20 protein-coding genes, 1 tRNA gene and 1 pseudogene are annotated in these 20753 nt (G+C 59.6%); 9 read left to right on the forward strand and 13 right to left on the reverse strand.

Going from position 1 to position 20753, the window contains the following annotated elements:
- Positions 1 to 53: 53 nt before the first annotated feature.
- The 7 genes from BJ985_RS09280 to BJ985_RS09310 all read right to left on the reverse strand — a co-directional run bounded on the left by BJ985_RS09280 (position 54) and on the right by BJ985_RS09310 (position 5388).
- Positions 54 to 1454, reverse strand: a complete 1401-nt coding sequence (locus BJ985_RS09280) for a YkvI family membrane protein (RefSeq protein ID WP_179387283.1) — start codon at positions 1452 to 1454, stop codon at positions 54 to 56.
- A gap of 344 nt (positions 1455 to 1798) precedes the next feature.
- On the reverse strand, positions 1799 to 1966 hold the full coding sequence (locus tag BJ985_RS09285) for a hypothetical protein (RefSeq protein ID WP_227909767.1): 168 nt from the start codon (positions 1964 to 1966) through the stop codon (positions 1799 to 1801).
- A gap of 163 nt (positions 1967 to 2129) precedes the next feature.
- Positions 2130 to 2492 (reverse strand): DoxX family protein, encoded by a 363-nt coding sequence (locus tag BJ985_RS09290; RefSeq protein WP_005292602.1) that lies wholly within the window; start codon positions 2490 to 2492, stop codon positions 2130 to 2132.
- Positions 2489 to 3064, reverse strand: coding sequence for a TetR/AcrR family transcriptional regulator (locus BJ985_RS09295; protein WP_005292598.1), 576 nt, complete (start codon positions 3062 to 3064; stop codon positions 2489 to 2491). The genes BJ985_RS09290 and BJ985_RS09295 overlap by 4 nt, the downstream gene beginning before the upstream one ends.
- A gap of 62 nt (positions 3065 to 3126) precedes the next feature.
- Entirely contained in the window at positions 3127 to 3516 is a 390-nt protein-coding gene (locus tag BJ985_RS09300; protein WP_005292595.1) for an NUDIX hydrolase, read from the reverse strand.
- Between the two features lie 20 nt (positions 3517 to 3536).
- Complete coding sequence (locus tag BJ985_RS09305) at positions 3537 to 4721, reverse strand: Nramp family divalent metal transporter (RefSeq protein WP_011272788.1); 1185 nt, start codon at positions 4719 to 4721, stop codon at positions 3537 to 3539.
- A 124-nt stretch (positions 4722 to 4845) separates the two neighbouring features.
- Entirely contained in the window at positions 4846 to 5388 is a 543-nt protein-coding gene (locus BJ985_RS09310; RefSeq protein WP_179387284.1) for an RNA polymerase sigma factor, read from the reverse strand.
- A 106-nt stretch (positions 5389 to 5494) separates the two neighbouring features.
- Between BJ985_RS09310 and BJ985_RS09315 the strand changes: the two genes are divergently transcribed.
- Positions 5495 to 7045 carry a catalase gene (locus tag BJ985_RS09315; RefSeq protein ID WP_005327112.1) on the forward strand — a complete coding sequence of 517 codons (1551 nt, stop codon included), beginning with the start codon at positions 5495 to 5497 and terminating at the stop codon, positions 7043 to 7045.
- 94 nt (positions 7046 to 7139) lie between these two features.
- Here BJ985_RS09315 and BJ985_RS09320 read toward each other — a convergent pair whose 3' ends face one another.
- A complete protein-coding gene (locus BJ985_RS09320; protein WP_236587041.1) occupies positions 7140 to 7736 on the reverse strand; it encodes a hypothetical protein in 597 nt (198 codons plus the stop codon).
- 86 nt (positions 7737 to 7822) lie between these two features.
- Between BJ985_RS09320 and BJ985_RS09325 the strand changes: the two genes are divergently transcribed.
- A complete protein-coding gene (locus BJ985_RS09325) occupies positions 7823 to 9271 on the forward strand; it encodes a hypothetical protein (RefSeq protein ID WP_179387286.1) in 1449 nt (482 codons plus the stop codon).
- A gap of 458 nt (positions 9272 to 9729) precedes the next feature.
- The gene (locus BJ985_RS09330) at positions 9730 to 11094 is read left to right on the forward strand and encodes a CitMHS family transporter (protein WP_179387287.1); all 1365 of its coding nucleotides are present in this window, start codon (positions 9730 to 9732) and stop codon (positions 11092 to 11094) included.
- A gap of 35 nt (positions 11095 to 11129) precedes the next feature.
- Here BJ985_RS09330 and BJ985_RS09335 read toward each other — a convergent pair.
- Together BJ985_RS09335 and BJ985_RS09340 are read right to left on the reverse strand one after the other, a co-directional pair.
- Positions 11130 to 11206, reverse strand: a tRNA-Pro gene (locus tag BJ985_RS09335).
- Positions 11207 to 11284: 78 nt separating this feature from the next.
- Positions 11285 to 12175, reverse strand: a complete 891-nt coding sequence (locus tag BJ985_RS09340; protein WP_179387288.1) for a metallophosphoesterase — start codon at positions 12173 to 12175, stop codon at positions 11285 to 11287.
- 33 nt (positions 12176 to 12208) lie between these two features.
- Here BJ985_RS09340 and BJ985_RS09345 point away from each other — a divergent pair, with 33 nt between their 5' ends.
- Positions 12209 to 12673, forward strand: coding sequence for a GatB/YqeY domain-containing protein (locus tag BJ985_RS09345; protein WP_179387289.1), 465 nt, complete (start codon positions 12209 to 12211; stop codon positions 12671 to 12673).
- Positions 12674 to 12700: 27 nt separating this feature from the next.
- Here BJ985_RS09345 and BJ985_RS09350 read toward each other — a convergent pair whose 3' ends face one another.
- Complete coding sequence (locus BJ985_RS09350) at positions 12701 to 15214, reverse strand: transglycosylase domain-containing protein (RefSeq protein WP_179387290.1); 2514 nt, start codon at positions 15212 to 15214, stop codon at positions 12701 to 12703.
- Positions 15215 to 15358: 144 nt separating this feature from the next.
- Between BJ985_RS09350 and BJ985_RS09355 the strand changes: the two genes are divergently transcribed.
- Genes BJ985_RS09355 through BJ985_RS09370 form a run of 4 tightly spaced genes read left to right on the forward strand, consistent with a single transcriptional unit; the run spans position 15359 to position 17178 of the window.
- A complete protein-coding gene (locus tag BJ985_RS09355) occupies positions 15359 to 15682 on the forward strand; it encodes a WhiB family transcriptional regulator (RefSeq protein ID WP_005323132.1) in 324 nt (107 codons plus the stop codon).
- A gap of 44 nt (positions 15683 to 15726) precedes the next feature.
- The gene (gene sp36 / locus BJ985_RS09360; protein ID WP_005327118.1) at positions 15727 to 15882 is read left to right on the forward strand and encodes a Sp36 family protein; all 156 of its coding nucleotides are present in this window, start codon (positions 15727 to 15729) and stop codon (positions 15880 to 15882) included.
- Positions 15883 to 15885: 3 nt separating this feature from the next.
- Complete coding sequence (locus BJ985_RS09365) at positions 15886 to 16344, forward strand: RidA family protein (protein WP_005327119.1); 459 nt, start codon at positions 15886 to 15888, stop codon at positions 16342 to 16344.
- Between the two features lie 18 nt (positions 16345 to 16362).
- Positions 16363 to 17178 carry an MBL fold metallo-hydrolase gene (locus tag BJ985_RS09370; RefSeq protein WP_040424920.1) on the forward strand — a complete coding sequence of 272 codons (816 nt, stop codon included), beginning with the start codon at positions 16363 to 16365 and terminating at the stop codon, positions 17176 to 17178.
- Positions 17179 to 17388: 210 nt separating this feature from the next.
- Here BJ985_RS09370 and BJ985_RS09375 read toward each other — a convergent pair.
- Positions 17389 to 18738, reverse strand: a pseudogene (locus tag BJ985_RS09375) (IS30 family transposase); the annotation flags it as partial.
- Between the two features lie 327 nt (positions 18739 to 19065).
- The gene (gene glxR / locus BJ985_RS09380; protein WP_005323128.1) at positions 19066 to 19749 is read right to left on the reverse strand and encodes a CRP-like cAMP-activated global transcriptional regulator GlxR; all 684 of its coding nucleotides are present in this window, start codon (positions 19747 to 19749) and stop codon (positions 19066 to 19068) included.
- Positions 19750 to 20089: 340 nt separating this feature from the next.
- On the opposite strand from glxR, the gene nth reads away from it, so the two are divergent.
- Positions 20090 to 20746: an endonuclease III gene (gene nth, locus BJ985_RS09385; RefSeq protein WP_179387291.1), complete on the forward strand. Its 657-nt coding sequence runs from the start codon at positions 20090 to 20092 to the stop codon at positions 20744 to 20746.
- Positions 20747 to 20753 lie beyond the last annotated feature (7 nt).

The raw sequence follows: 20753 nt of genomic DNA on the forward strand, positions 1-20753 counted from the left end.
AGCAAGGGAAGGAGGGCGCCGAGCTTTTGGCCTATCAGCCGTGGACGAGGGGGCTAGTCCTCAGAAACCGGCTTGGCGGTGCCAGTGCCGGAGTCGGCACCAGTGCTCTTCTTGCCAAAGTCGAGGTCGCTAGTGGACGACGGAACCTCCGGCTTGGTGTGCTGCACGTAGGTCACGGACGGCTCCGGATCTTCGCGGTCGTACTCAATATCATCATCATTTTCGAGCTCCTCGTGGATCTCTTCTGCGATATTGGTGACAAACTCGGTGGTTTCCATATTGGATGCTGCAGCCAGCTTGCGCAGCTCGCGCTCGTTCTTCTTGGTAAAGCGCTTGCGCGGGTCCAAGCGGCGGGACACCAGCTCGTGTGCGCGCATGCGGCGGTCGGACTCATCTGAGAGCTTGCTGCCGTTCTTGATGCGGTTGAAGACCATCACCACGATCATCAGCAGTCCGAGGTAGCCCAGGATCGGGTAGACGTTGCTGACCAAGGCCTGGAAGCCTACGAAGGACAAGATGAAGCCGATGATGCAGGCGCCGGCATAAACCGGGTAGAAGCGCTTGGGGTTATTGCGGGTCAAGCGCTTGCCCAGCGCGTAGAACATGCCGATGGCGGTATTAAAAACCATGCCGTAAATGACAAAGGTCATCAGCACGCTCAAGACTGGGTGGATGCTGGTAATCAGGCTCAGTACCGGCATGTCCTGGCCGTTGACGGTTTCTGCTTCGAAGAAGAGGGCGAATACCAACAGTGCCAACAGGATGAGATAAAGCAGGCCACCGATGAGGCCACCGACGCCAACTGCACGGTTATCCAGGAAGTTACCGCCAATAACGATGGACATGGATACTGCCGTCATCACGTTCAGGCCGGTGTAGTTCAGTGCGGCTAGCCACCAATTAGGCAGCGAGGTATCAACATTGTTGACCGCCCAGTCATTCATGGCAGAGAAATCAACGTCTGCGTTCAAGATGGTATAGCCGGTGGCAATCACCACAAAGATGATGATGAATGGGGTGATGGTACCGATGACCGCGGTTACGCGGTCGACATCCATGAGGCCGACGAGCAGCACCAAAATCAGCATGGCGGTGGCGCCCACCCACACGGGGATGGACGGGAACTGCTGATTGATATTCGCACCACCGCCGGCAAACATGACGAAGCCGATGGCGAACAAGGTCACCAGGGTGGACCAGTCCAAAATCTTGGCGGTAAATGGCGATGCGACCTTGTCGTAGACAGCGGTGTGCTCCTCGGCTTGGAAATACGAGCCGAGCTGCAGGATGGAGATGCCGGTGATCATCATCAAACCAGCGGCTAGGGCGATACCCCACAGGCCCCAGTTACCAAAGGCCACAAAGTACTGCATGGCCTCCTGGCCGGAGGCGAAGCCTGCGCCCACGACGACGCCGATAAACGCCATGGAAATTCCGATTGCGCGTTTTAACATGAAAGGGAGAAACTCTCTTACTCACACGCGCCGGGCCCGCCATTGGTATCGCGCGGGCCCGGATCGACGGTCGATTTATCACGTGTGTTCACATCTAATAAACCACACATCGGACAGGTATTTCGGGCAAGAATCGCCACAACTGTGGTCTCGTTCACCCCGGCCGTAGTACGCAAAGTGCAGCTAAGTGCCAAATTTTGGGACCCGTGGGGCGAAAGGTAACCGTTGCCACAACATCCAGGAGTCCAATTGTTTCATGCCGATTTAGAGCACTACTTAGCCATTGTTGAGCGGGTTTATGTTGCGGTGCAGCGGAGTGGAAGGCATAAACGAGAATGTTGACATCAGGAATGATCATCGAGTACCGCCCACACAGCTTCTTTGTTGCTGAGATCAACTAGAGCCGGTCCGCCGCAATCGAAGGAGGGCAGGTTAACGGGGGTGTCTTCGGTACTGATGCGGGCTTCCTTCTTGAGGGCAGCGCGGACCGCCTCTTCGACGTATGAGCTCAAAGTGACATTGTTGGCTTTGGCTTGGACCTTCGTTTCTTCAAGGAGTTTCGGCGGGAGGTTTATCGTCGTGCGCATACCTTTAGGGTAGAAAGCATCAAGTCATCATTCAAGAGGTGCAATGATGTATCTGCCTTCAGGAAGCCGTGAAAGGTTGACTGGTGTCTTAATTCAGTGCGAGCGTCAGGATCAGTACTCCGATGGAGAATGCGAGCATGCCTAAGCAGTTGATCCAGAATGCGCTACCGAGGAAGTGGGCGCGGACATGGGCTGCTGCGGCCGCGCAGAAATAGGCGATGACTCCAATCATGGCTGTGATTCCTACGCCGGGGAACCAGAGGCCGGCAATGAGTCCTACGGCGGCGAGGCACTTGATGACAATGAGCGCCCACCACCAGTCCTTGGGGAGTTTGACGCCGCTGAGGCAGGCTTCGATGAAGGGGACTGGTTTGAGGGAGAGGGCGGCGTCGCCAAGCAGAATGGCTGCTAGTAGAAGGGAGGGCCAGGCTGGGGAAGATTCTAGGATCATTGGGTTACTCCGAATGCGGTGTTGAGGCGTTCGATCGATGAGGCGGCTTGGGATGTGAGGTGCTCGGTGTCGTAGATTCCGGCGGCCCAGCCGATGAGTAAGCCGAGGTAGACGTTGTACAGCAGGTCGGCGTACTCGGCCGCATCGGCGCTGCTGAGCCTGGTGCCGAGTCGCAGGGTGATTTCATCGGTCAGGAGCGTTTTGAGTGCGGTGAGCGCTTCGCCTTGATTGCCTTGTTGGATGAGTGCTGCGCCAAAGGCGCGGGAGAGCTCTTCGTGGCCGGTAAACATCTGGAGGAAAGGTCTCAGGACATCGAGAAGGCTATCGGATTGTCCCCGGATGTCATCGTGGAGTTCTGAAATGTGTTGGCCAATGGTGCGGATGAGCAGCGTTTGTTTGTCGCCGACTCCCATGACGGTTCCCACGCTAACGCCAGCTTCGGATGCGATAGTCCGGATGCTGGTGGTGGCGTAGCCCTGAGTGAGGAAGAGTTCGTAGGCGGTGGCTAGGACCTTGCTGACGGTGCCAGCTTTGGCGGCCGAGCGCGATGAGTGAACGTGTTCAGTGAACATGTTCAAAAGGGTAGCTCTTGATGGTTTCGAGGTCAATGACGCCGAAGTGTTGACAGTTGGCGCTAGGCCAGCGTGGGGAAGACGCGGTCGCGCAGCAGGTGTGCAAGCTCGCGGTCGGGGGCTGCTGGGTTGACCCAGGCGGTGTCGCCGATTTCGGCGGCGGCATGGGGTTCGTCGGCGGTGACGGTGCGGGTGTAGGTGAAGATGGTGCCGACGACGACCTCGCCCGGTTCGTTGGCGGCGGGAGCGTCGAAGGTGCCGAGTTTGTTGAGGCTCTCGGCGTCGAGGGTGAGGCCTACTTCTTCGGCAACTTCGCGCAGGGCGGCGTCGACAAGCGCCTCGCCCGCCTCGGGCTTGCCGCCGGGCAGTTGGTACTTGGTGGAGGACTTCTTGCGCACGGTAAGCACGTGGCCTTGTGGGTTGCGGATGACGACGGCTGCTACTTCAATCATGGCTGCTGATTGTAGGCGGCCTAGAGCAGCGGCAGGAGCACGAGGGCGAGATTGAGTGCGATGACCAGCGCGGCAAGCGTCCAGCCCACGGCCATAGACCAGGGTTTCGCGGCGAACTCACCCATGACGTCCCGGGAGCCGGCATAGCGGAAAAGCGGGATGATGGCGAAGGGGATGCCCAGGGAAAGAAGTGCCTGGCTGACCACCAGTGCCATAGTGGGGTCGACCCCGCAGCCGATGATGACCAGCGCCGGGATGAGCGTGACCAGGCGGCGGACTAGTAGGGGGACCTTGATGTGAAGCAGGCCGTCCATGATTTCGGAGCCGGCGTAGGCGCCCACTGACGTCGAGGCGAGGCCGCTGGCCAGCAGGCCGATGGCGAAGAGAACGCCGGCCAGCGGGCCGAGGTGGCTGGCAATCGCCGTGTGGGCCCCGGAGATGGTCTCTGTGCCGTCCACGCCGTAGAGGGCCGAGCCCGCCAGGACCAGCAGGCCCACGTTGACGAGCCCGGCGATGGACAGCGCCACGGCGATGTCCGCGCGGGTGCCGGCCAGCACGTGGGGGATTTCCAGGTCGGGGTAGCGCTGCTTGGTCAGGGAGGAGTGTAGGTAAATGGCGTGCGGCATGACGGTGGCGCCCAACATGGAGGCGGCCAGCAGGATGCTGTCCTTGCCCTCTAGGCGGGGGATGAGGCCGCCGGCCACGTCGGCGGGGTCGGGCGGGGCGATGGCGAGGCCGGCAAGGAAGCCGATGCAGATGACCAGGAGCAGGCCGATGACAAGCCCCTCGAACCACTGGTTCTTCTTCTGGAAGATGAGGAGAATGATGGAGACCGCGCCGATGATGAGCGCGCCCGCGAACAGGGGGAGGTTGAAGAGGAGTTGCAGGGCAATGGCGCCGCCGATGACTTCGGCGAGGTCGGTGGCCGCGGCGATGAGCTCGGCCTGGGCCCACATGCCTAGGCGCGCGCGGCGGGAGAGACGCTCGCCCATGATTTCCGGCAGGGAGCGGTGGGTGACTAGGCCCAGTTTGGCGGAGTGGTACTGGATGAACATGGCCATGAGGTTGGCCACGACGAGTACCCACACCAGGAGGTAGCCGTAGTGGGAGCCGGCGCTGATGTTGGCGGCTACGTTGCCGGGGTCGACGTAAGCCACTGCAGCAACGAAGGCGGGGCCGGTGAGGCTGATTAAGGTCTTACGCATAGGCATCTCCATACCAAAAGTTCAACTACTTGAAGTCTAGTTTTCATCGCCATATGTTCAAGCCAGAGCGTAACAATTTGGGAGTGAAATTAACTCCGCAATCGCAGGGGGCTAATTGGGGGTATTATCCTGTCCCCGCGATGAGATCTTTGCGGGCGCGCGCCACACGGGAGCGGATGGTGCCCACGCGCACGCCGGCAATCTTGGCCGCCTCCTCATAGGTATAGCCCAGTACCTGGGTAAGAATGAGGGCTTCGCGGCGGTCGGCAGGGAGGGCGTCGATAAGCGTACGGGCGTCGATCCACTCGCTCCACGCCGCGGAGCTTTCCGGCGCCGCGCCCATCGCGTCTTCGTACTCCGTGGCAGACTTTCGCGGCCGGGCCATATCGTGGCGAATATTATCCACCCACACGCGCCGGGCCAGAGAGAGCAGCCACGTGCGCGCGGAGGAACGGGCGGCGAAACGCGGCAGGGCGCTGATGACACGCAGATAGGTCTCTTGGGTGAGATCGTCAGCTCCCTCGGGCCCGCCCAGGTGCGCCAGCAAGCGCCACACATCATCCTGGGTGGCCTTGATAAACTCCGTCAGCGCCGCGCGGTCGCCGCAACCGGCCCGAAGGGCGAGGTCGGTGACGCGGGCGTCGTCTGCTGCGGAGTGGTGAGTCACCTGAATGAATCTACCAGCACCCCTTACTCTCTTTGGCGAGCCCTGACAACCGTGCAAAGTTTTGCCACACTGGAGTCAACTGACCCCAAATTGCCAGGAGGCATAAATGACTGATTTCACCGCTGATGACATCCTGAATAAGGGCCAGCGCCCCGCTGGCAAGGGAAATACCACCCGCCCCTCGGGCCAGCCGGTGCCGTCCGAGAACACCTCGGTGACCGCCGGCCAGCAGGGCCCGGTGGCGCTCAATGATATCCACCTCATTGAAAAGCTCGCGCACTTCAACCGCGAGCGCGTGCCAGAGCGCACGCCGCACGCTAAGGGCCACGGCGCCTTTGGCGAGCTGCACATCACGGAAGATGTGTCTGCCTACACCAAGGCCAAGGTCTTCCAGAAGGGCACCGTCACCCCGATGATGGGCCGTTTTTCCACTGTGGCCGGCGAGCAGGGCTCTCCGGATACCTGGCGCGATGTGCACGGCTTTGCCCTGCGTTTCTACACCGAGGAGGGCAATCTCGACATCGTGGGTAATAACACCCCGGTCTTCTTCGTTCGCGATGGTCAAAAGTTCCCAGACTTCATCCACTCCCAGAAGCGCTTGGGTACCAATGGCCTGCGCGATGCCGATATGCAGTGGGACTTCTGGACCCGCAACCCAGAGTCTGCCCACCAAGTCACGTATCTGATGGGTGACCGCGGCACTCCGAAGTCCACCCGTCACCAGAATGGCTACGGCTCCCACACCTTCCAGTGGGTCAATGAGGAAGGCGAGGCCTTCTGGGTGAAGTACCACTTCAAGACCCGCCAGGGCGTGGAGAACTTCACCGATGAAGAGGCCACCACCACCGCCGGCCAGAACCCGGATTGCCACCGCGAGGATCTTTATAACGCCATCGAGGAGGGCAACTACCCGATCTGGGACGTTAAGGTGCAGATCATGCCGCTGGATGAGGCGGAGAATTACCGCTTCAACCCCTTCGACCTGACCAAGGTGTGGTCCAAGAAGGACTACCCGCTGCACGATGTGGGCTACTTTGTGCTCAACCGCAACCCGCGCAACTTCTTCGCGCAGATTGAGCAGGTGGCGCTCGACCCGTCCAATATCGTGCCCGGCGTTGGCCTGTCTCCGGATAAGATGCTGCAGGCTCGCGTCTTTGCTTACGCTGACCAGCAGCGTTACCGCATTGGCCCGAACTACCAGCAGCTGCCGGTCAACCAGCCGCAGAACGTGGACGAGGTCAATACCTACCAGCACGAGGGCAGTATGCAGTACCACTTCAATGCTCCAGAGGATCCGGTCTACTCGCCCAACCGCTATGAGAAGGGTACGGGCGTGCTTGATGACGCCGCTGTGAACGACCGCTCCCAGCTCGAGACCACCACCGCGGCGGAGCTCTACATCAATCCGGAGTCCTACGGCAGCGACTTGGTGCGTGCACCGTACGTTCGCCACTCCGAGGACGATGACTTCGTGCAGGCGCGCGACCTGTACGAGAACGTCTATGACGATGCCGCCAAGGAGCGCCTAGTCACCAATATCACCAACGCGATGGCCGGTGTATCCGAGGAGACCGAGGAGCGCGTCTACGAATACTGGACCAAGGTGCACCCAGCCTTGGGCCAGCGCGTGCGAGAGGTCTACGCCGAGAAGAAGTAACCCTTCCCCGGTAGCGCCTGTGCGCTAACGACGCCGCCCCCGTACCGAGTTGCATAACTACTGCGCGGTACGGGGGCGGTTTCTTGCTATGCGGCTAGTCGCAGCGGCGCATGTTTTCCGTGACGAAGGCAGGAGCGCCCTCGGCGGCCCACTTATCCACGTCGTAGCACGAGACGGCTAGGCCGGAGGTTGTCGTGCCAATGGATTCAATGGCTACCCACTGGCCGCCCTCATAGCGTGCCCAGGCAGTCCAGTCCGTGCTGTCTTTGCCAAAGTGGGCCCACTGGCCGTCGCAGTTATTGACCCGGATATTGGTCATGGTGGGAGCTGCGGGCTGTAGCGCTTCTGGGGAGCAGTCGCCGCGGCCGGTATCGGCGGGTACGGCGGCTGGGGCTTCACTTTCTTCGTTGGCGGATTCCGCGGTGTCCTCGGCGGGAGCTGCGGCTGCAGAGGTGGGCTCGGCCTCCGCGGTCTCGGTGGCGGTGTCTGCGGCTTCCGAGGTAGCGGGCTCGCTCGTGGTTTCTTCGGACGAGGTCTCCGTAGCCGAGGAGCTTGCGGCGGTCGCGTCGGAGAACTCCGGTTCTGCGGACGTATCGGCGTCGTTGGAGCAAGCAACAAGGCTGAAACACAGCGGCGCGATGGCCGCAGCAGTGAGGTAGCGGGAAGGGGACAGGGAATAATTGTGGGACATGCCATACATCGTAGAGGAACTGCCATTGCGGGGGTGTTCGGCGCGCCTGCAACAGGGGAGTGACCTGCGAGGATAGGTTCAGTATCATGACCTCACGCCTTGCCTCCCCAGACGCTGCGTCCCCTTCCCGGTGGCGCAGCGTCCTCTTGATTCTCTTGCTCGCCCTGCCGCTCATTATTGGCGCTGCGGTGGCGGGCCTTGCGCAGTGGGAACCCGCCCACACCTGGTCTAGCGCCGCGCAGCCGTTTGGAGCGCCGCGGGAAAATTCCGCCTCCCCAGAAGTAAAGGAAGCCGCCGAGGCGGCCAGCCGCGCGCAGGCACAGGCGAGCATGCTTAAATCGGGCGCCACGCAGCTTGACGACGGCACGGGGGAGCTGAATAAGGGGGCGGATGAGCTTGGAGGGGGCGTCGACAAGCTGGCGACGGGCTCCCAAGAATTGGTAGCCGGCCTCAATCAGCTGCAGTCCGGAACTAATACGCTCGGTGGCGGTGCAACGGAACTGGCCAATGGTGTCGGCGGTGCCGTGGACCAGGTGGTGGGTCTGGGCGCCGTGCAAGGGCAGATTCTGCAGGCCATCGATGGCACGATGCGCGACCTGGAAGGAAATAAATCCAAGGAAGCGAAGGAAATTCGCTCGCAGCTGGGCGATCTCCGTGCGCAGGTGAATAATTTCCGCCTGGATAATTCGGTGACCGATCAGCTCAAAAAGCTCAAGGACGGCTCGCGCGATCTATCCAATCAGTTGGCGGTCAACGGCTATGCCTATCATGATGGCGTGAACCAGGCCGTATCCGGTGCGCAGGAGCTCAATGAGGGCATCGCGGAGCTCAACAAGCGCGTCGGTGAGGCGCAGGAGGGCGTGGACAAGCTTGACGAAGGCGCCGGCAGGCTGTCCACCATGGCAGCCCAAAACCAGACCAATGTGGGTGAAATTCAGCGTGCCCTGCCGCCGGCGCATTCCGCGACCGACGGACCTGCACATTTGCTCAGCCCCATCGTGGCGATGTTGGTCTCCGCCTTGGTCCTGCTCGCAGGCGCCGCGGCCGGTGTGGCCTGGCAGGTGGGGCTCCGCCCATGGCTGACGGTCCTCGGCGGCACGCTGGCCGCGGTTGCCATCGGGGAAATCCTCCTTTTTGTGCTTGCCACCGGATTTACCCCTGTGGCGGCGGTGTGGGCCGGCGCGGCGCTCCTTCTGGGGGCGCTGTCCATGGCGGCCATCACCCGCGCCCTACTCGGGCTATGCGGTATTACCGCCGGCAGCATCCTCGCGGCGCTCTTTGTCATCGGCCAAACCGCGCTGGTGGGATGGCTGTGGAAATCCGCGGCAATTGCCGGTGTTTCTAAGGTATGGCAGGTCGTTTCTAATCTTTTGCCGCTGAATTGGACTACCGCGGCCGTCACGGCGGCGGGTAACGAAGGCGAACAGGCCGTCTTGTGGACCGGCGTTGCGGTATTGCTCGTCATCACTCTCATTGGGCTGAGTGCAAAGTGGTGGGTTCCATCCACAGGAAAATTCAAACCTACGGTTCATTAGGTCTGAAAAAGCACACCTAAGAAAAAGAAATATTGGTGGAAACTGGGAATTTTGATTCGCGCTACCGTTTGCATTGTGCGAGTGCTACAGTTGGTCTTGCTCACAAAGCCTACTTAGGGGGTAGGCGAACGGTTTCTCCAATCCGTTGTGAGTGATAGGGAATAGGGACGACGCGGCGCTGTAGGGGCACCGCGTCGTTTCCCATATGTGGGGTGTCTAGCTGCAATTTTTCGCGGAAAAATCCGTGCAATTCCTTGAATGCTTTTGCTGGGGTGGGGATTTTCTCAAGCCGTGCGAACTGCTTCGCGGCGACGATTATCTATAGGAAATTCAATTTAATCCAGTGTGGACTTTGGGGGTAGTGGTAGCACTGTCGATAGTTGGGGTTTAATCTGAGTCACACTCGCCTACTTTCGTAGCGTAGGACATGGCGAGTTGTCGACTTATTAAGGAGCACTATGCAGACCTCGCTCGGGCTCACGGCCATGGGCCTCATCATCATTTTCGTGACGGTGGGAATTTTGATCCGCGGCCGAGTAAATCCCATTATCCCCATGACCCTGGTACCCGTAGTTGGTGCCTTAATATGTGGATTTGGTCTAGGTGAAATATCTGACTTTTTCAGCGAGGGCTTAAATTCCGTTATCAACGTCGTGGTGATGTTTATCTTCGCCATTATCTTCTTCGGCATTTTGCAAGACGTTGGCCTATTTACTCCAGTCATTCGTACGCTCATCAGGGCCACCCGGGGAAGGATCATGGCCGTAACGCTGGGCACTGCGGCGATTGGTGTAGTAGCGCACCTTGATGGATCGGGTTCTACTACCTTCCTCATCACCATCCCGGCCCTCTTGCCGCTCTACCGTGCGCTAAACATGTCGCGCTACGTGCTCATTACCATTGTGGCGATGGCTGCCTCGGTCATGAACATGGTTCCTTGGGGCGGCCCGCTGGGCCGTGCCGGTGCCGTGGTCGATCAGGAACCCAATGCCATCTGGGTGCAGCTCCTGCCCATTCAAGGCGTAGCGATTGTGTTGGTATTCCTCTTGGCTGCGTTGTTGGGATGGCGGGAACAGCGACGCATAGCGGGCTTGCGTGAAAGCGGGGAACTAGCGGGTGGTACTGCAGTGGACGTGAATGCGTTGGCGGATGAATTCGCTGCTGCACAGGCACGTGAACAGCATAAACTGGGCTACCACTTCCGCGAAGGGCGCTGGGTAACCGTGATCAACATTGTCGTTGCACTTGCCGTTTTGGTGGCCTTGCTCTCGGGCGTAGTCCCACCCGCCCCAGCCTTTCTCATAGCCACGACCATCACTCTGGCTATTAATTTCAGCGGTCCCATGGAGCAGGGCGAGGCTCTGCGACGGCATGCGCCCAATGCCTTGGCCATGGCAGGCGTTATCCTTGCAGCCGCGATGTTCTTGGGTGTCCTCAATGAAACCAAAATGCTTGAGGAAATCGCGCTGACACTAGTAAACGTCTTACCAGAGGGCGTCGCACCGCACCTCCATGTGATTGTGGGCTTCTTCGGTGTGCCGCTTGATTTGTTGACCTCGACGGATGCTTATTACTTCTCAGTGCTTCCAATTGTTCAAGGAACTGTTGAAAGCTTTGGGGTCAGTGGCATGGGTGCGGCTTGCGCGCTCATTATCGGCAACGTGGTGGGCACCTTTGTTTCGCCCTTCTCTCCTGCATTGTGGTTGGCGCTGGGGCTTGCGGAAGGTCAGATGGGTAAATACCTCAAGCTGGCTTTCCCAATTGCGTGGATTTTCTCCGCCATCTTGGTTGCCGTGGCGCTATTTGCGGGAATGCTGGCGTAACAACGAAAAAGGCCCGCAGCAAAGCTGCGGGCTGTTGGTCGGGATAACAGGATTTGAACCTGCGACCTCTTCGTCCCGAACGAAGCGCGCTACCAACCTGCGCCATATCCCGGCGTTCCGCCTTGAAAAGCGGTACCTGGATACTTTAACGCAAGCTGAGCGCAATCAACAAAACGGCAGGTGGCTGGGTTTAGTCCACCTCGGTGATTTTCAGCAGAGTGGCGGAAGGTCGGCAGAAAATGCGCACCGGGGCGAATTTGGAGGTGCCCAGGCCATTGGAGACATGCATCTTCATCGGGCCGAAGTCGTGGAGGCCCTGCACGCGGTCGCGGTCGATGCCGCAATTGGTTACCAGTGCGCGGGAACCGGGCAGGCAGATCTGACCGCCGTGGGTGTGGCCGGATAGGGAAAGCTGGTAGCCATCGGCTGCGAACTTTTCCAGCACGCGGGGCTCGGGGGCGTGGAGGAGCGCCAGGGACAAGTCGGCGTCCTCGTTGGGCGGGCCGGCGATTTCGGAATAGTCATCTAGATCGTGGTGCGGATCGTCCACGCCGGCGGCGGCAAGGCGGACATTGCCCACCTTGAATTCATGCCGTGCCTGGTTGGCATCGCGCCAACCGTGCTCCATAAATGCGGCGCGCATACCTCGCCACGGCAAATCCACGTAGGACGGTTCGCGCTTTTTGCCCAGCAGGTACTTGAAGGGATTGACCGGCTGCGGTGCCCAGTAGTCATTGGTGCCGAAGACGAAGAGGCCGGGGCGGGCCAGCAACGGGCCGAGAGCGCGCAGTGTATCGGGAACGGCCTGTTGATCGGAGAGATTATCGCCGGTGTTGACCACGAGGTCCGGCTCCAGGGCGTCGAGGGCAGAAACCCAGGCAATCTTGGTTTCCTGGCCGGGGATCATATGCAGATCTGACAGATGCAGCAGCCGAAATTCCGGCTTGCCGCGCAGCGTGCCCTTGGGCAGGAGGGGGAGCGTATATTCCTTGAGCTCGAATTTGGTCAGTTCGCTATAGCCCCATGCTGCGGCGCCCAGGCCGGCAGCGGTGAGGCCGCCAAGAATACGTAAAAGTTTCACGGCTACCACACTACCTGGCGTACATTGATAGGCATGAGCGAGCTAAAACAAACCATCCGTGCAGATCTGAAAACCGCAATGAAGGCGAAGGAGAAGCAGCGCACCAGCGCCATCCGCGCCTTGCTGGCCGCCATCCAGGCCGAGGAGACCAATGGCTCCCGGCATGAGCTGGAGGACGCCGATATCCTCAAGGTCATTGCGCGCGAAATTAAAAAGCGCCGCGAGTCCGCCGAGGTCTATGAAGAAAATGGCCGTCCAGAGTTGGCTGAAGCCGAACTTGCCGAGGTCCCCTTCTTCGAGGCCTACCAACCCCGCCAGCTGGACGAGTCCGAGCTTAAGGCCCTAGTGAAGGACTCTATCGTGGAGGTTGAGGCCGAAAACGGCGAAGCACCCACCATGAAGCAGATGGGTGCAGTAATGAAGGTGGCCAATGCCAAGGCCGCCGGCCGGGCGGATGGCAAGCGCCTGTCCGCCGAGGTCAAGTCCCAGCTGAGCTAAAGCGGGCCAGACCGCAACGGGCGAGGCTTAGCGGCCGAGCAGACTGCGGACGTCGTTGGCAAAGTTATCGATGTCCTCTTGGCGGATGCCAAAGTCTTCCGGCGAGAACCCGCCGCCGGTACCGGTACCGCCACCGCCGTTGTCCGTTCCGCCGCCCGTTCCGCTAGTCGAGCGGCCCGGGCTCGTAGCACCGTCGGCATTATCGCCGCCGGTGCTATTTTGTGCGCCGGTGGAGTTGGCGTCGGCCACGCCGGAGGAGGGGGATTGGGAGGCCCCGGCGCCGTCGGAAAGCTGCAGCGTAATCTCCGCGCCCTTCTTCTTGCCGTCCTTGCCGGTAATCGCGCGAACTACACGGCCATAAGGAACATTGCCGCCAATGACCCGGGAGGTCTTGACCACGTAGCCCTTGGACTCCAAGGTCTGGCGGGCCTCGGCCTCGGACTTGCCGCGCAGGCTATCAAGGGTCTTATCGGCCGTGGTGCCGTTGTCGTACTTCTTGTTGTAATTCGGCAGCCCGGCCTTGGTAGCTATCGGCAGCTGCGAGGCCATGCTGAAGAAGGTCTGCGCCGGCTCCAAGCCGCCGTAGAGGTTGCCCCAACCCGCGCACTGGCGCACCGGCCCGGTACATAGCGGGACGGTGGAGGTGCCATCGTTATAGATATAAGGCGCGGCGGAAATACCCTCGTTGAATCCCAAAAATGCGGAGGACTGGTTGGACTCGGTGGTACCGGTCTTGGCCGCGATTGGGCTGGAATAACCGGCCGCTTGGGCGGCATCCTTGGCGGTGCCTTGCTTGGCGTCCTCGGACAGGGCGTTGCTCATCGCGCGGGCTACGTCCTTATCAACGGCCTGCTCACACGGGGTTTCCTTGAGGTATACCTCGTTGCCTTCCTTATCCGTGACCTGGGCGATGGGGTTAGGCTCGCACCACTTGCCATCGGCGGCCAGCGTGGCACCCACATTGGAAAGCTCCAGCGGGTTGACCTGGTCCGGGCCCAAGGTGAAGGAGCCGGAGTTGGCCTCCTTGGTGTGCTGGGCAATCGAGGTGTCTTTATCAAAGCTGCCCTTGTCATCGTAGGAGCGCAGGCCCAAACGTACGGCCATATCGACGATGGGTGCCACGCCTACCTGCTCCGTGAGCTTGATAAACGGCGTATTGGGGGAGTGCGCCAGCGCTTCCTGCAGCGTCATCGTGGCCTTATAGGCGCCAGCGTTTTCCACGCAGTAGCGGTCCGCCGGGCAGCCGGCGGCGCCGCCATGACCCAGGCCCTCCGCCTCGTAGCGGGTCGGCACATCCACGGTGTTTTTGATGCCATAGCCCGCTTCGAGTGCGGCCGCGGCGGTAAAGATCTTGAAGACGGAACCTGCACCGTTGCCCACCAAGGAGTAGGGCTGCGGCAGGATGGTCTCATTTTTATCCAGGTCCAGGCCGTAATCGCGCGAGGAGACCATGGCCAGTACCTTGCGGTCCGACCTGCCGGGCTTGATGACGTTCATGACTTCAGCCACGCCCGGGGCATCAGGATTGGTATGGCTTTGGACGGACTCGAGGGCCTTATCCTGCACCGTTGGGTCCAGGGTGGTCTTGATGGTGTAGCCACCGCGCGCCAGCTGCTCCTCGCTAATGCCCTTCTTATCCAGGTATTTCAGCACATAATCACAGAAGAAACCGCGGTCGCCGGCGCCGATGCAGCCATTGGCTAGCGTATTGGGCTTCTTGCCGACGCCCAGCTTCTCCCCCTTATACCTATCCGCTTCCTGTTGCTTGATATAGCCGTTATCCGCCATGGATTGCAGGACGAGGTTGCGCCGCTCGGTCACTTCCTCGGCATTGGTATAGGGATTGAGGCGCTCAGAGGATTGGACCATGCCGGCTAACATCGCTGCCTGCGGCACCGTGAGCTCGGAAGCATGCGTGCCAAAGTAGGTGCGGGCCGCCGCCTCGACGCCATAGGCATGGTTACCAAAAGAGACCAGGTTGAGGTAGTTGGTGAGGATGTCATCCTTTTCCAATTCCTCGTCCATCTTGGTGGCCATGCGCATCTCGCGCAGCTTGCGGGCCGCGGATTGTTCGGTGGCCGCGGCGCGCTCTTCATCGGTGGTGGCAGAGACTAGCAAGAGGTAGTTCTTGACGTACTGCTGATCGATGGTGGAAGCGCCCTGGGAGACGCCGCCCGATGTCAGGTTTGTCCACAGCGCGCGGAAATTGCCTTGGAAGTCCACGCCTTCGTGATCATAAAAACGCTCGTCCTCAATGGAGACGATGGCATTTTTCATGGCCTTAGAAATCTTCTTGCTCTCCACCGGGTGGCGGCGTTGGCTGAAGACATAGGCCATGTCCTTGCCCTTGGCGTCTTTGATCGTGGTGACGCCTGGGATATTGCCGGCAGTCAGATCTTGCAGGTCAGATTGCATGGTTTCGTTAGTGCGGGCAATCGCTACACCGGAAATGCCCGCGAAGGGGGCAAGAGCCAGGGCGATGAGCGCGCCTACCAAGACCGTAGACAGGGCTATCTTGGCCAAAGATTTGATGACAGTCACGCCCCATACCCTACGTGGTCGCCCTTGGTAGGTGGAAGATCACTCGCACCCCCTAAAGTGTGACGTGTTAGACAATCTTCGACCCGGATGAATAGACTTAGATGCGTTACATAGTATTCCGTCTGGGAAGGAGCACACTCACCCATGACCGTTCGTGTGAAGACTGCTGGAATGTCTAATACAGCCCGAAATCCCGAGCGTGGTGAGTGGGTCACCCAGGCCAAATGCCGCAAGGGTGACCCGGATGCCCTCTTCGTTCGCGGTGCGGAACAGCGCAAGGCGGCCGTCATTTGCCGCCACTGCCCGGTGCTGACCGAATGCCGCGCCGACGCCCTGGATAATCGCGTCGAGTTCGGCGTGTGGGGCGGGCTGACCGAGCGCCAGCGCCGAGCCCTGCTGCGCAAGAACCCCCACATCACGGATTGGGCTCACTACTTGGCCCAAGGTGGCGAGCTCGTCGGGATTTAAGAATTTAGACGGCGTGGGGCGTATTTAATAGTTAGAATGGGCCCATGACTAAATGGGAATACGCAACCGCACCTGTTCTTACCCACGCCACCAAGCAGATCCTCGATTCTTGGGGAGAAGATGGCTGGGAACTGGTCACCGTCACCCCGGGGCCTAACCCGGAAAACGTCGTGGCCTACTTCAAGCGCGAGGTGGCATAGTAAATGGGCTTTCATGCTCGCTTGCGGGAGCTGGGGTATGAGCTACCGGGCGTCGCCAAGCCGCTAGCGTCCTATGTGCCGGCCGTGCGCGTGGGTGATCAGGTCTGGACCTCTGGCCAGCTTCCCCTCGTGGAAGGCGCCCTGCCGCTCACCGGCAAGGTTGGCGCCGAAGTCACCACGGAACAAGCCCAGGAACAGGCACGCATCGCGGCGCTGAATGCGCTTGCCGCTATCGATGCCGAAGTTGGCCTGGACAATATCTCCCGCGTGGTAAAGATCGTAGGGTTTGTGGCCTCCGATCCGTCCTATGAGGAGCAACCGGCAGTAATCAATGGTGCCTCCGATTTCATCGGTGAGGTCTTTGGGGATGCTGGAAAGCATGCTCGCTCCGCTGTGGGCGTGGCCGCGTTGCCTAAAAACGCCCCGGTAGAGATCGAACTAATCGTAGAAATTACTGCTTGATCGGATAGGCTAGTAACTATGGAGCACCCCGCATATAGTCAATTGCGTCCCGTCAGCCAATCCGTTGGCGTAGTCCTTTGTGATAACCCCAGCTACACCGCCCTTGAGGGTACGAATACGTGGATTATTCGCGCCGCTGAAGACTCTCGGGCGATCGTCGTAGATCCGGGTCCCGAGGATGAAGGCCATCTCAACGTTGTGCACCGCAACGCAGGTGAGGTGGCTTTGATTTTGATTACCCACCGCCATGATGACCACGCTTCGGGCGCACAACGCTTGCGGCAGATGACTGGCGCCCCCATCCGCGCCTTCGATCCGAGCTACTGCAATGGTGCCGAGGCCCTTCAGGACGGCGAGCACATCTCCCTCGATGGCATCACCCCAAGTCTCGAGGTCGTGCACACCCCAGGCCATACCGCGGATTCCACCTGCTTTTTTGTGTGGAGCGAGGAGGTAGGAAATTCCCGCCTCGAAGGCATTATCTCTGGTGACACCATCGCCGGCCGCCACACCGTTCTCCTTTCGGAGACGGACGGTAACTTGGCCGATTACCTGCACACCCTCGACACCTTGGAAGAGCGCGGCAAGGATATTGCGCTGTTCCCAGGGCACGGTCCGGACTTGGATGACACCTCTCAGGTGGCCCGCAAGTACATTGACCGCCGCCACTACCGTCTTGACCAGATTAAAGAGATTCGCTCCCGCCTAGGCGATGATGTGGATTTGAATACCCTGGTCAACGAGATGTATGACGATGTGGACCCAGTGCTGCGCCACGCTGCGGAGCAGTCCACGCGCACCGCGCTGAAGTACTTGGACGGCGAGGCTAAATAAGCCTATCTCAGTTTGCCCCTCTTCCTCTTTGGTGGGAAGAGGGGCTTAATTGTGCTGTGGGCTGAGGCAGGAGGCGCGCAGTGCCGACGTATGGCCGCGGTGGGGCCCGCAGGCGGTGCGGAGTGGAGCGTACCGTGGCCACAAGTGCGGTGCGGAACTGGTTAAAAGGGCGGATTCTAGTGGTCGTGGAAACACTTCCTGTGTTTCGGTTGAGTTTATCAGTGCTGCCATTTTCTCGGCTGGTGTTTGAAAGCCCAGGGTTTTGCGGGGGCGGCGGTTGAGTTGCATGGCGACGAATTCTAGGTCCGCTGCACTGTGGAGGCTTAGGTCTGTTCCTTTGGGGAAGTACTGCCTAAGTAGTCCGTTGGTGTTTTCATTGGTGCCCCGCTGCCACGGCGAGCCAGGATCGCAGAAGAACACGGGACAGTTTGTCGCTACAGAAAAGGCCTTATGGCAGGCCATTTCACTTCCCTGGTCCCAGGTAAGTGAGCCTTTGAGATGATCTGGCAAGCCAGCGATCGCTTTAGTAAGTGCTGCATTTACTTCGGTAGCATTATGCCCATTAGGTAGATGCAGCAAGATGACATAGCGCGTGGTTCGTTCTACGAGAGTCCCAATTGCAGACTTATTGCCCGCGCCTAAAATGAGGTCGCCTTCCCAATGACCTGGTACGGCTCGGTCGTCTACTTCTGCTGGCCGGTCGGAAATCATCACTATAGGGTCAACAAACCGCTTGCGGGCGCTGCGCGTGCCACGAGGTCGACGTTGGGCGTGACCGCGACGCAGTGCAGCAGCGATTTCTTTTTTCAACTCGCCTTTAGCCTGGAAATACAGAGATTGATAAATCGTTTCAGGACACACGTACATAGTCTCATCACCGGGGTAGCAACTGCGCAACCGCCCAGAAATCTGCTCTGGCGAGTACCTGTCTTTCACCATTTCCCAAACCACCTCACGCAAGCGTGGATTGGCATCAATCTTGCGCTTTTTCGGTCTAAACCTACGCAACACCGATTTACGGTGCGCATACGTGGGAAGATATACCCCAAACTCATCCCGGTTGCGTTTAAGTTCCTTGCTGATAGTTCCAGCAGAGCGCTGAAGACGCCGAGCTATCTCACGTACACCTTTGCCTTGCCGGTCAAGATCAAAGATGAGCTCGCGCTCTTCTATCGATAGATAGCGCGAAGAAATACGCCTATCGATACGCTGTTGTGAAATAACCTGGACTGGAACTGCTTGGCGACCATCAACGTACTCGAGTACCTGCATAAGCCTGTTATACAGCGCCACATCCGGGCCATCCGGGACAAAAGGCACACGCCCGGTGGAAAGCTTAATGACGCCTTTGTCTATATCAGCAGCATTACGCGGATGAATGCCACAGGCTAAAGCGGCATCTTTGCGTCCTAAAGCATTTACACGCAGTTGCAGATAACTACACCGGCGAGTTGTTGCCGCAGCTTTGCGGCCGTACGGATTGCGTTTCCACAAACCAAGCTCAATACCGATTCGATATACCGGAGTAGAGCCTATGGAAAGCTGGCGCGCAATATCCATTGGTGCCACACCTTCAAGCCACAGGCGAGCTATTGCCTGACTGTCAGCCGAGCTAATACGCCTGCGGCGCTTGCGCGGCAAGTCCAACTCACCAGCAAGCCGATAAGCCACCGACCGCGGTAAACCAACCACACCAGCAGCCGCCCGTATTGAACTACCAGCCCGAACCAACGACGCAAACCGCGCCACGACAACAGAATCCGGAACCCATTTCGACTCCACACAATCACCCAACCCATGTCAGGTGTTTCCACGACCGCTAGAAATCAAGAAAGGGGGTAAAACCAGCGAAACCCCGCCGGAGCGGGGTAGCGGGCTGGCGCGGTCTTAGCGAGCGCGGCGGGCGAGGTGCTCGGTATCGACGATGAGCACGGACTTGCCCTCGAGGCGGATCCAACCGCGGTGTGCGAAGGTGGCCAGCGCCTTGTTGACGGTCTCACGGGAAGCGCCCACCAGCTGGGCAATCTCTTCCTGGGTGAGGTCGTGGTTTACGCGCAGGGCGCTGCCTTCCTGAACACCGAAGCGGTTAGCCAGCTGCAGCAAGGTCTTTGCCACGCGGCCCGGAACGTCGGTGAAGATGAGGTCAGCCAGGTTGGCGTTGGTGCGGCGCAGGCGGCGTGCCAACACGCGCAGCAGCTGCTGGGCGATTTCGGGGTGGTCACCAACCCACTTCTTGAGCAGCTCGGAGTTCATGGTGGCGGCCTGAACCTCGGTCACGCACACTGCGGAGGAGGTGCGTGGGCCCGGATCGAAGATGGACAGCTCGCCGAACATATCGGATGGGCCCATGACGGTCAGCAGGTTTTCGCGGCCATCCGGGGCGTGGCGGGCGAGCTTAATCTTGCCCGAGGTGATGATGTACAAGCGGTCACCGGGCTCGCCTTCGTCGAAGATGGTGGTTCCGCGCGGGTAGCGCACGGTCTCCATCTGCTCGATAAGGTGCTGCACTGCAACGGGATCAACGCCTTGGAAGATTCCGGCGCGGGAGAGGATGTCCTGTACGCCTTCCACGTTTTACTCCTTGGATGTCGACTGCGAAAGTCCATAGATGAGCCTGTGCCACATCTGGGTGCGGTCTTTCATGCACTCGACAATGCGGAACAAGCGGGGTCACTGTGTACCGCGTTTCATCTTACAGTGTAATTGGTCACTTTTGGTACTTCACAGAAATTTTGTCACACTATAGAAACTCTACTCGTGCTAGTGCACGGTTCAGGCCAGCAGTTTTGCGGCCTAGTCAGCAAAAACGACTGCCTCGAGCTTTTCCATCAGGAGGGCGAAAAGGGCGATGGCAAGTGGTACCAGAATCACGAGTGAAATCATGTTTTCCTAGTCTACTAAGCTAAACCCCATGAATTCAGCACTGTCAGTGGCCAGCGCGCCGGAGTTGCGCGCACCGGAGGTAAATCGGCGTTTGGCGCAAGAGTATCCGGATGCACGGTGTGCCTTGGACTATGACTCCCCGCTGCAGCTGCTCATTGCCACCGTTCTTTCCGCACAATGCACGGATGAACGCGTGAATTCGGTGACCCCTGAACTCTTTGCCCGCTACCCCGAGGCGGCGGATTATGCGGCTGCGCAGCGCTCGGATTTGGAGAGCATCCTGCGGCCGTTGGGCTTTCAGCGCGCCAAGGCGGGACACCTCTTGGGTATCGGGGAGAAGCTGGTGGCAGATTTTCAAGGCGAAGTCCCGCGCACGGTCAAGGAACTGACCAGCTTGCCCGGTGTTGGTCGCAAGACCGCACTGGTGGTGCTCGGAAATGCTTTCGGTATCCCCGGACTGACCGTGGATACGCACTTCGGCCGCCTCATGCAGCGGCTTGGGCTGACGGGGGAGAAGACTCCGGTCAAGATTGAGCGGGACATCGCTAAGCTCGTGCCGGAAGAAGAGTGGACGATGTTTTCACACCGCGTCATCTTCCACGGGCGTCAGGTCTGCCATGCGCGCACACCGGAGTGCGAAGCATGCGTTCTGCGGGATATGTGTCCAGCCGCTCGTGGGCGCTAGGCTAACG

It is taken from the genome of Corynebacterium tuberculostearicum, from assembly GCF_013408445.1.
GTDB lineage: Bacteria > Actinomycetota > Actinomycetes > Mycobacteriales > Mycobacteriaceae > Corynebacterium > Corynebacterium tuberculostearicum.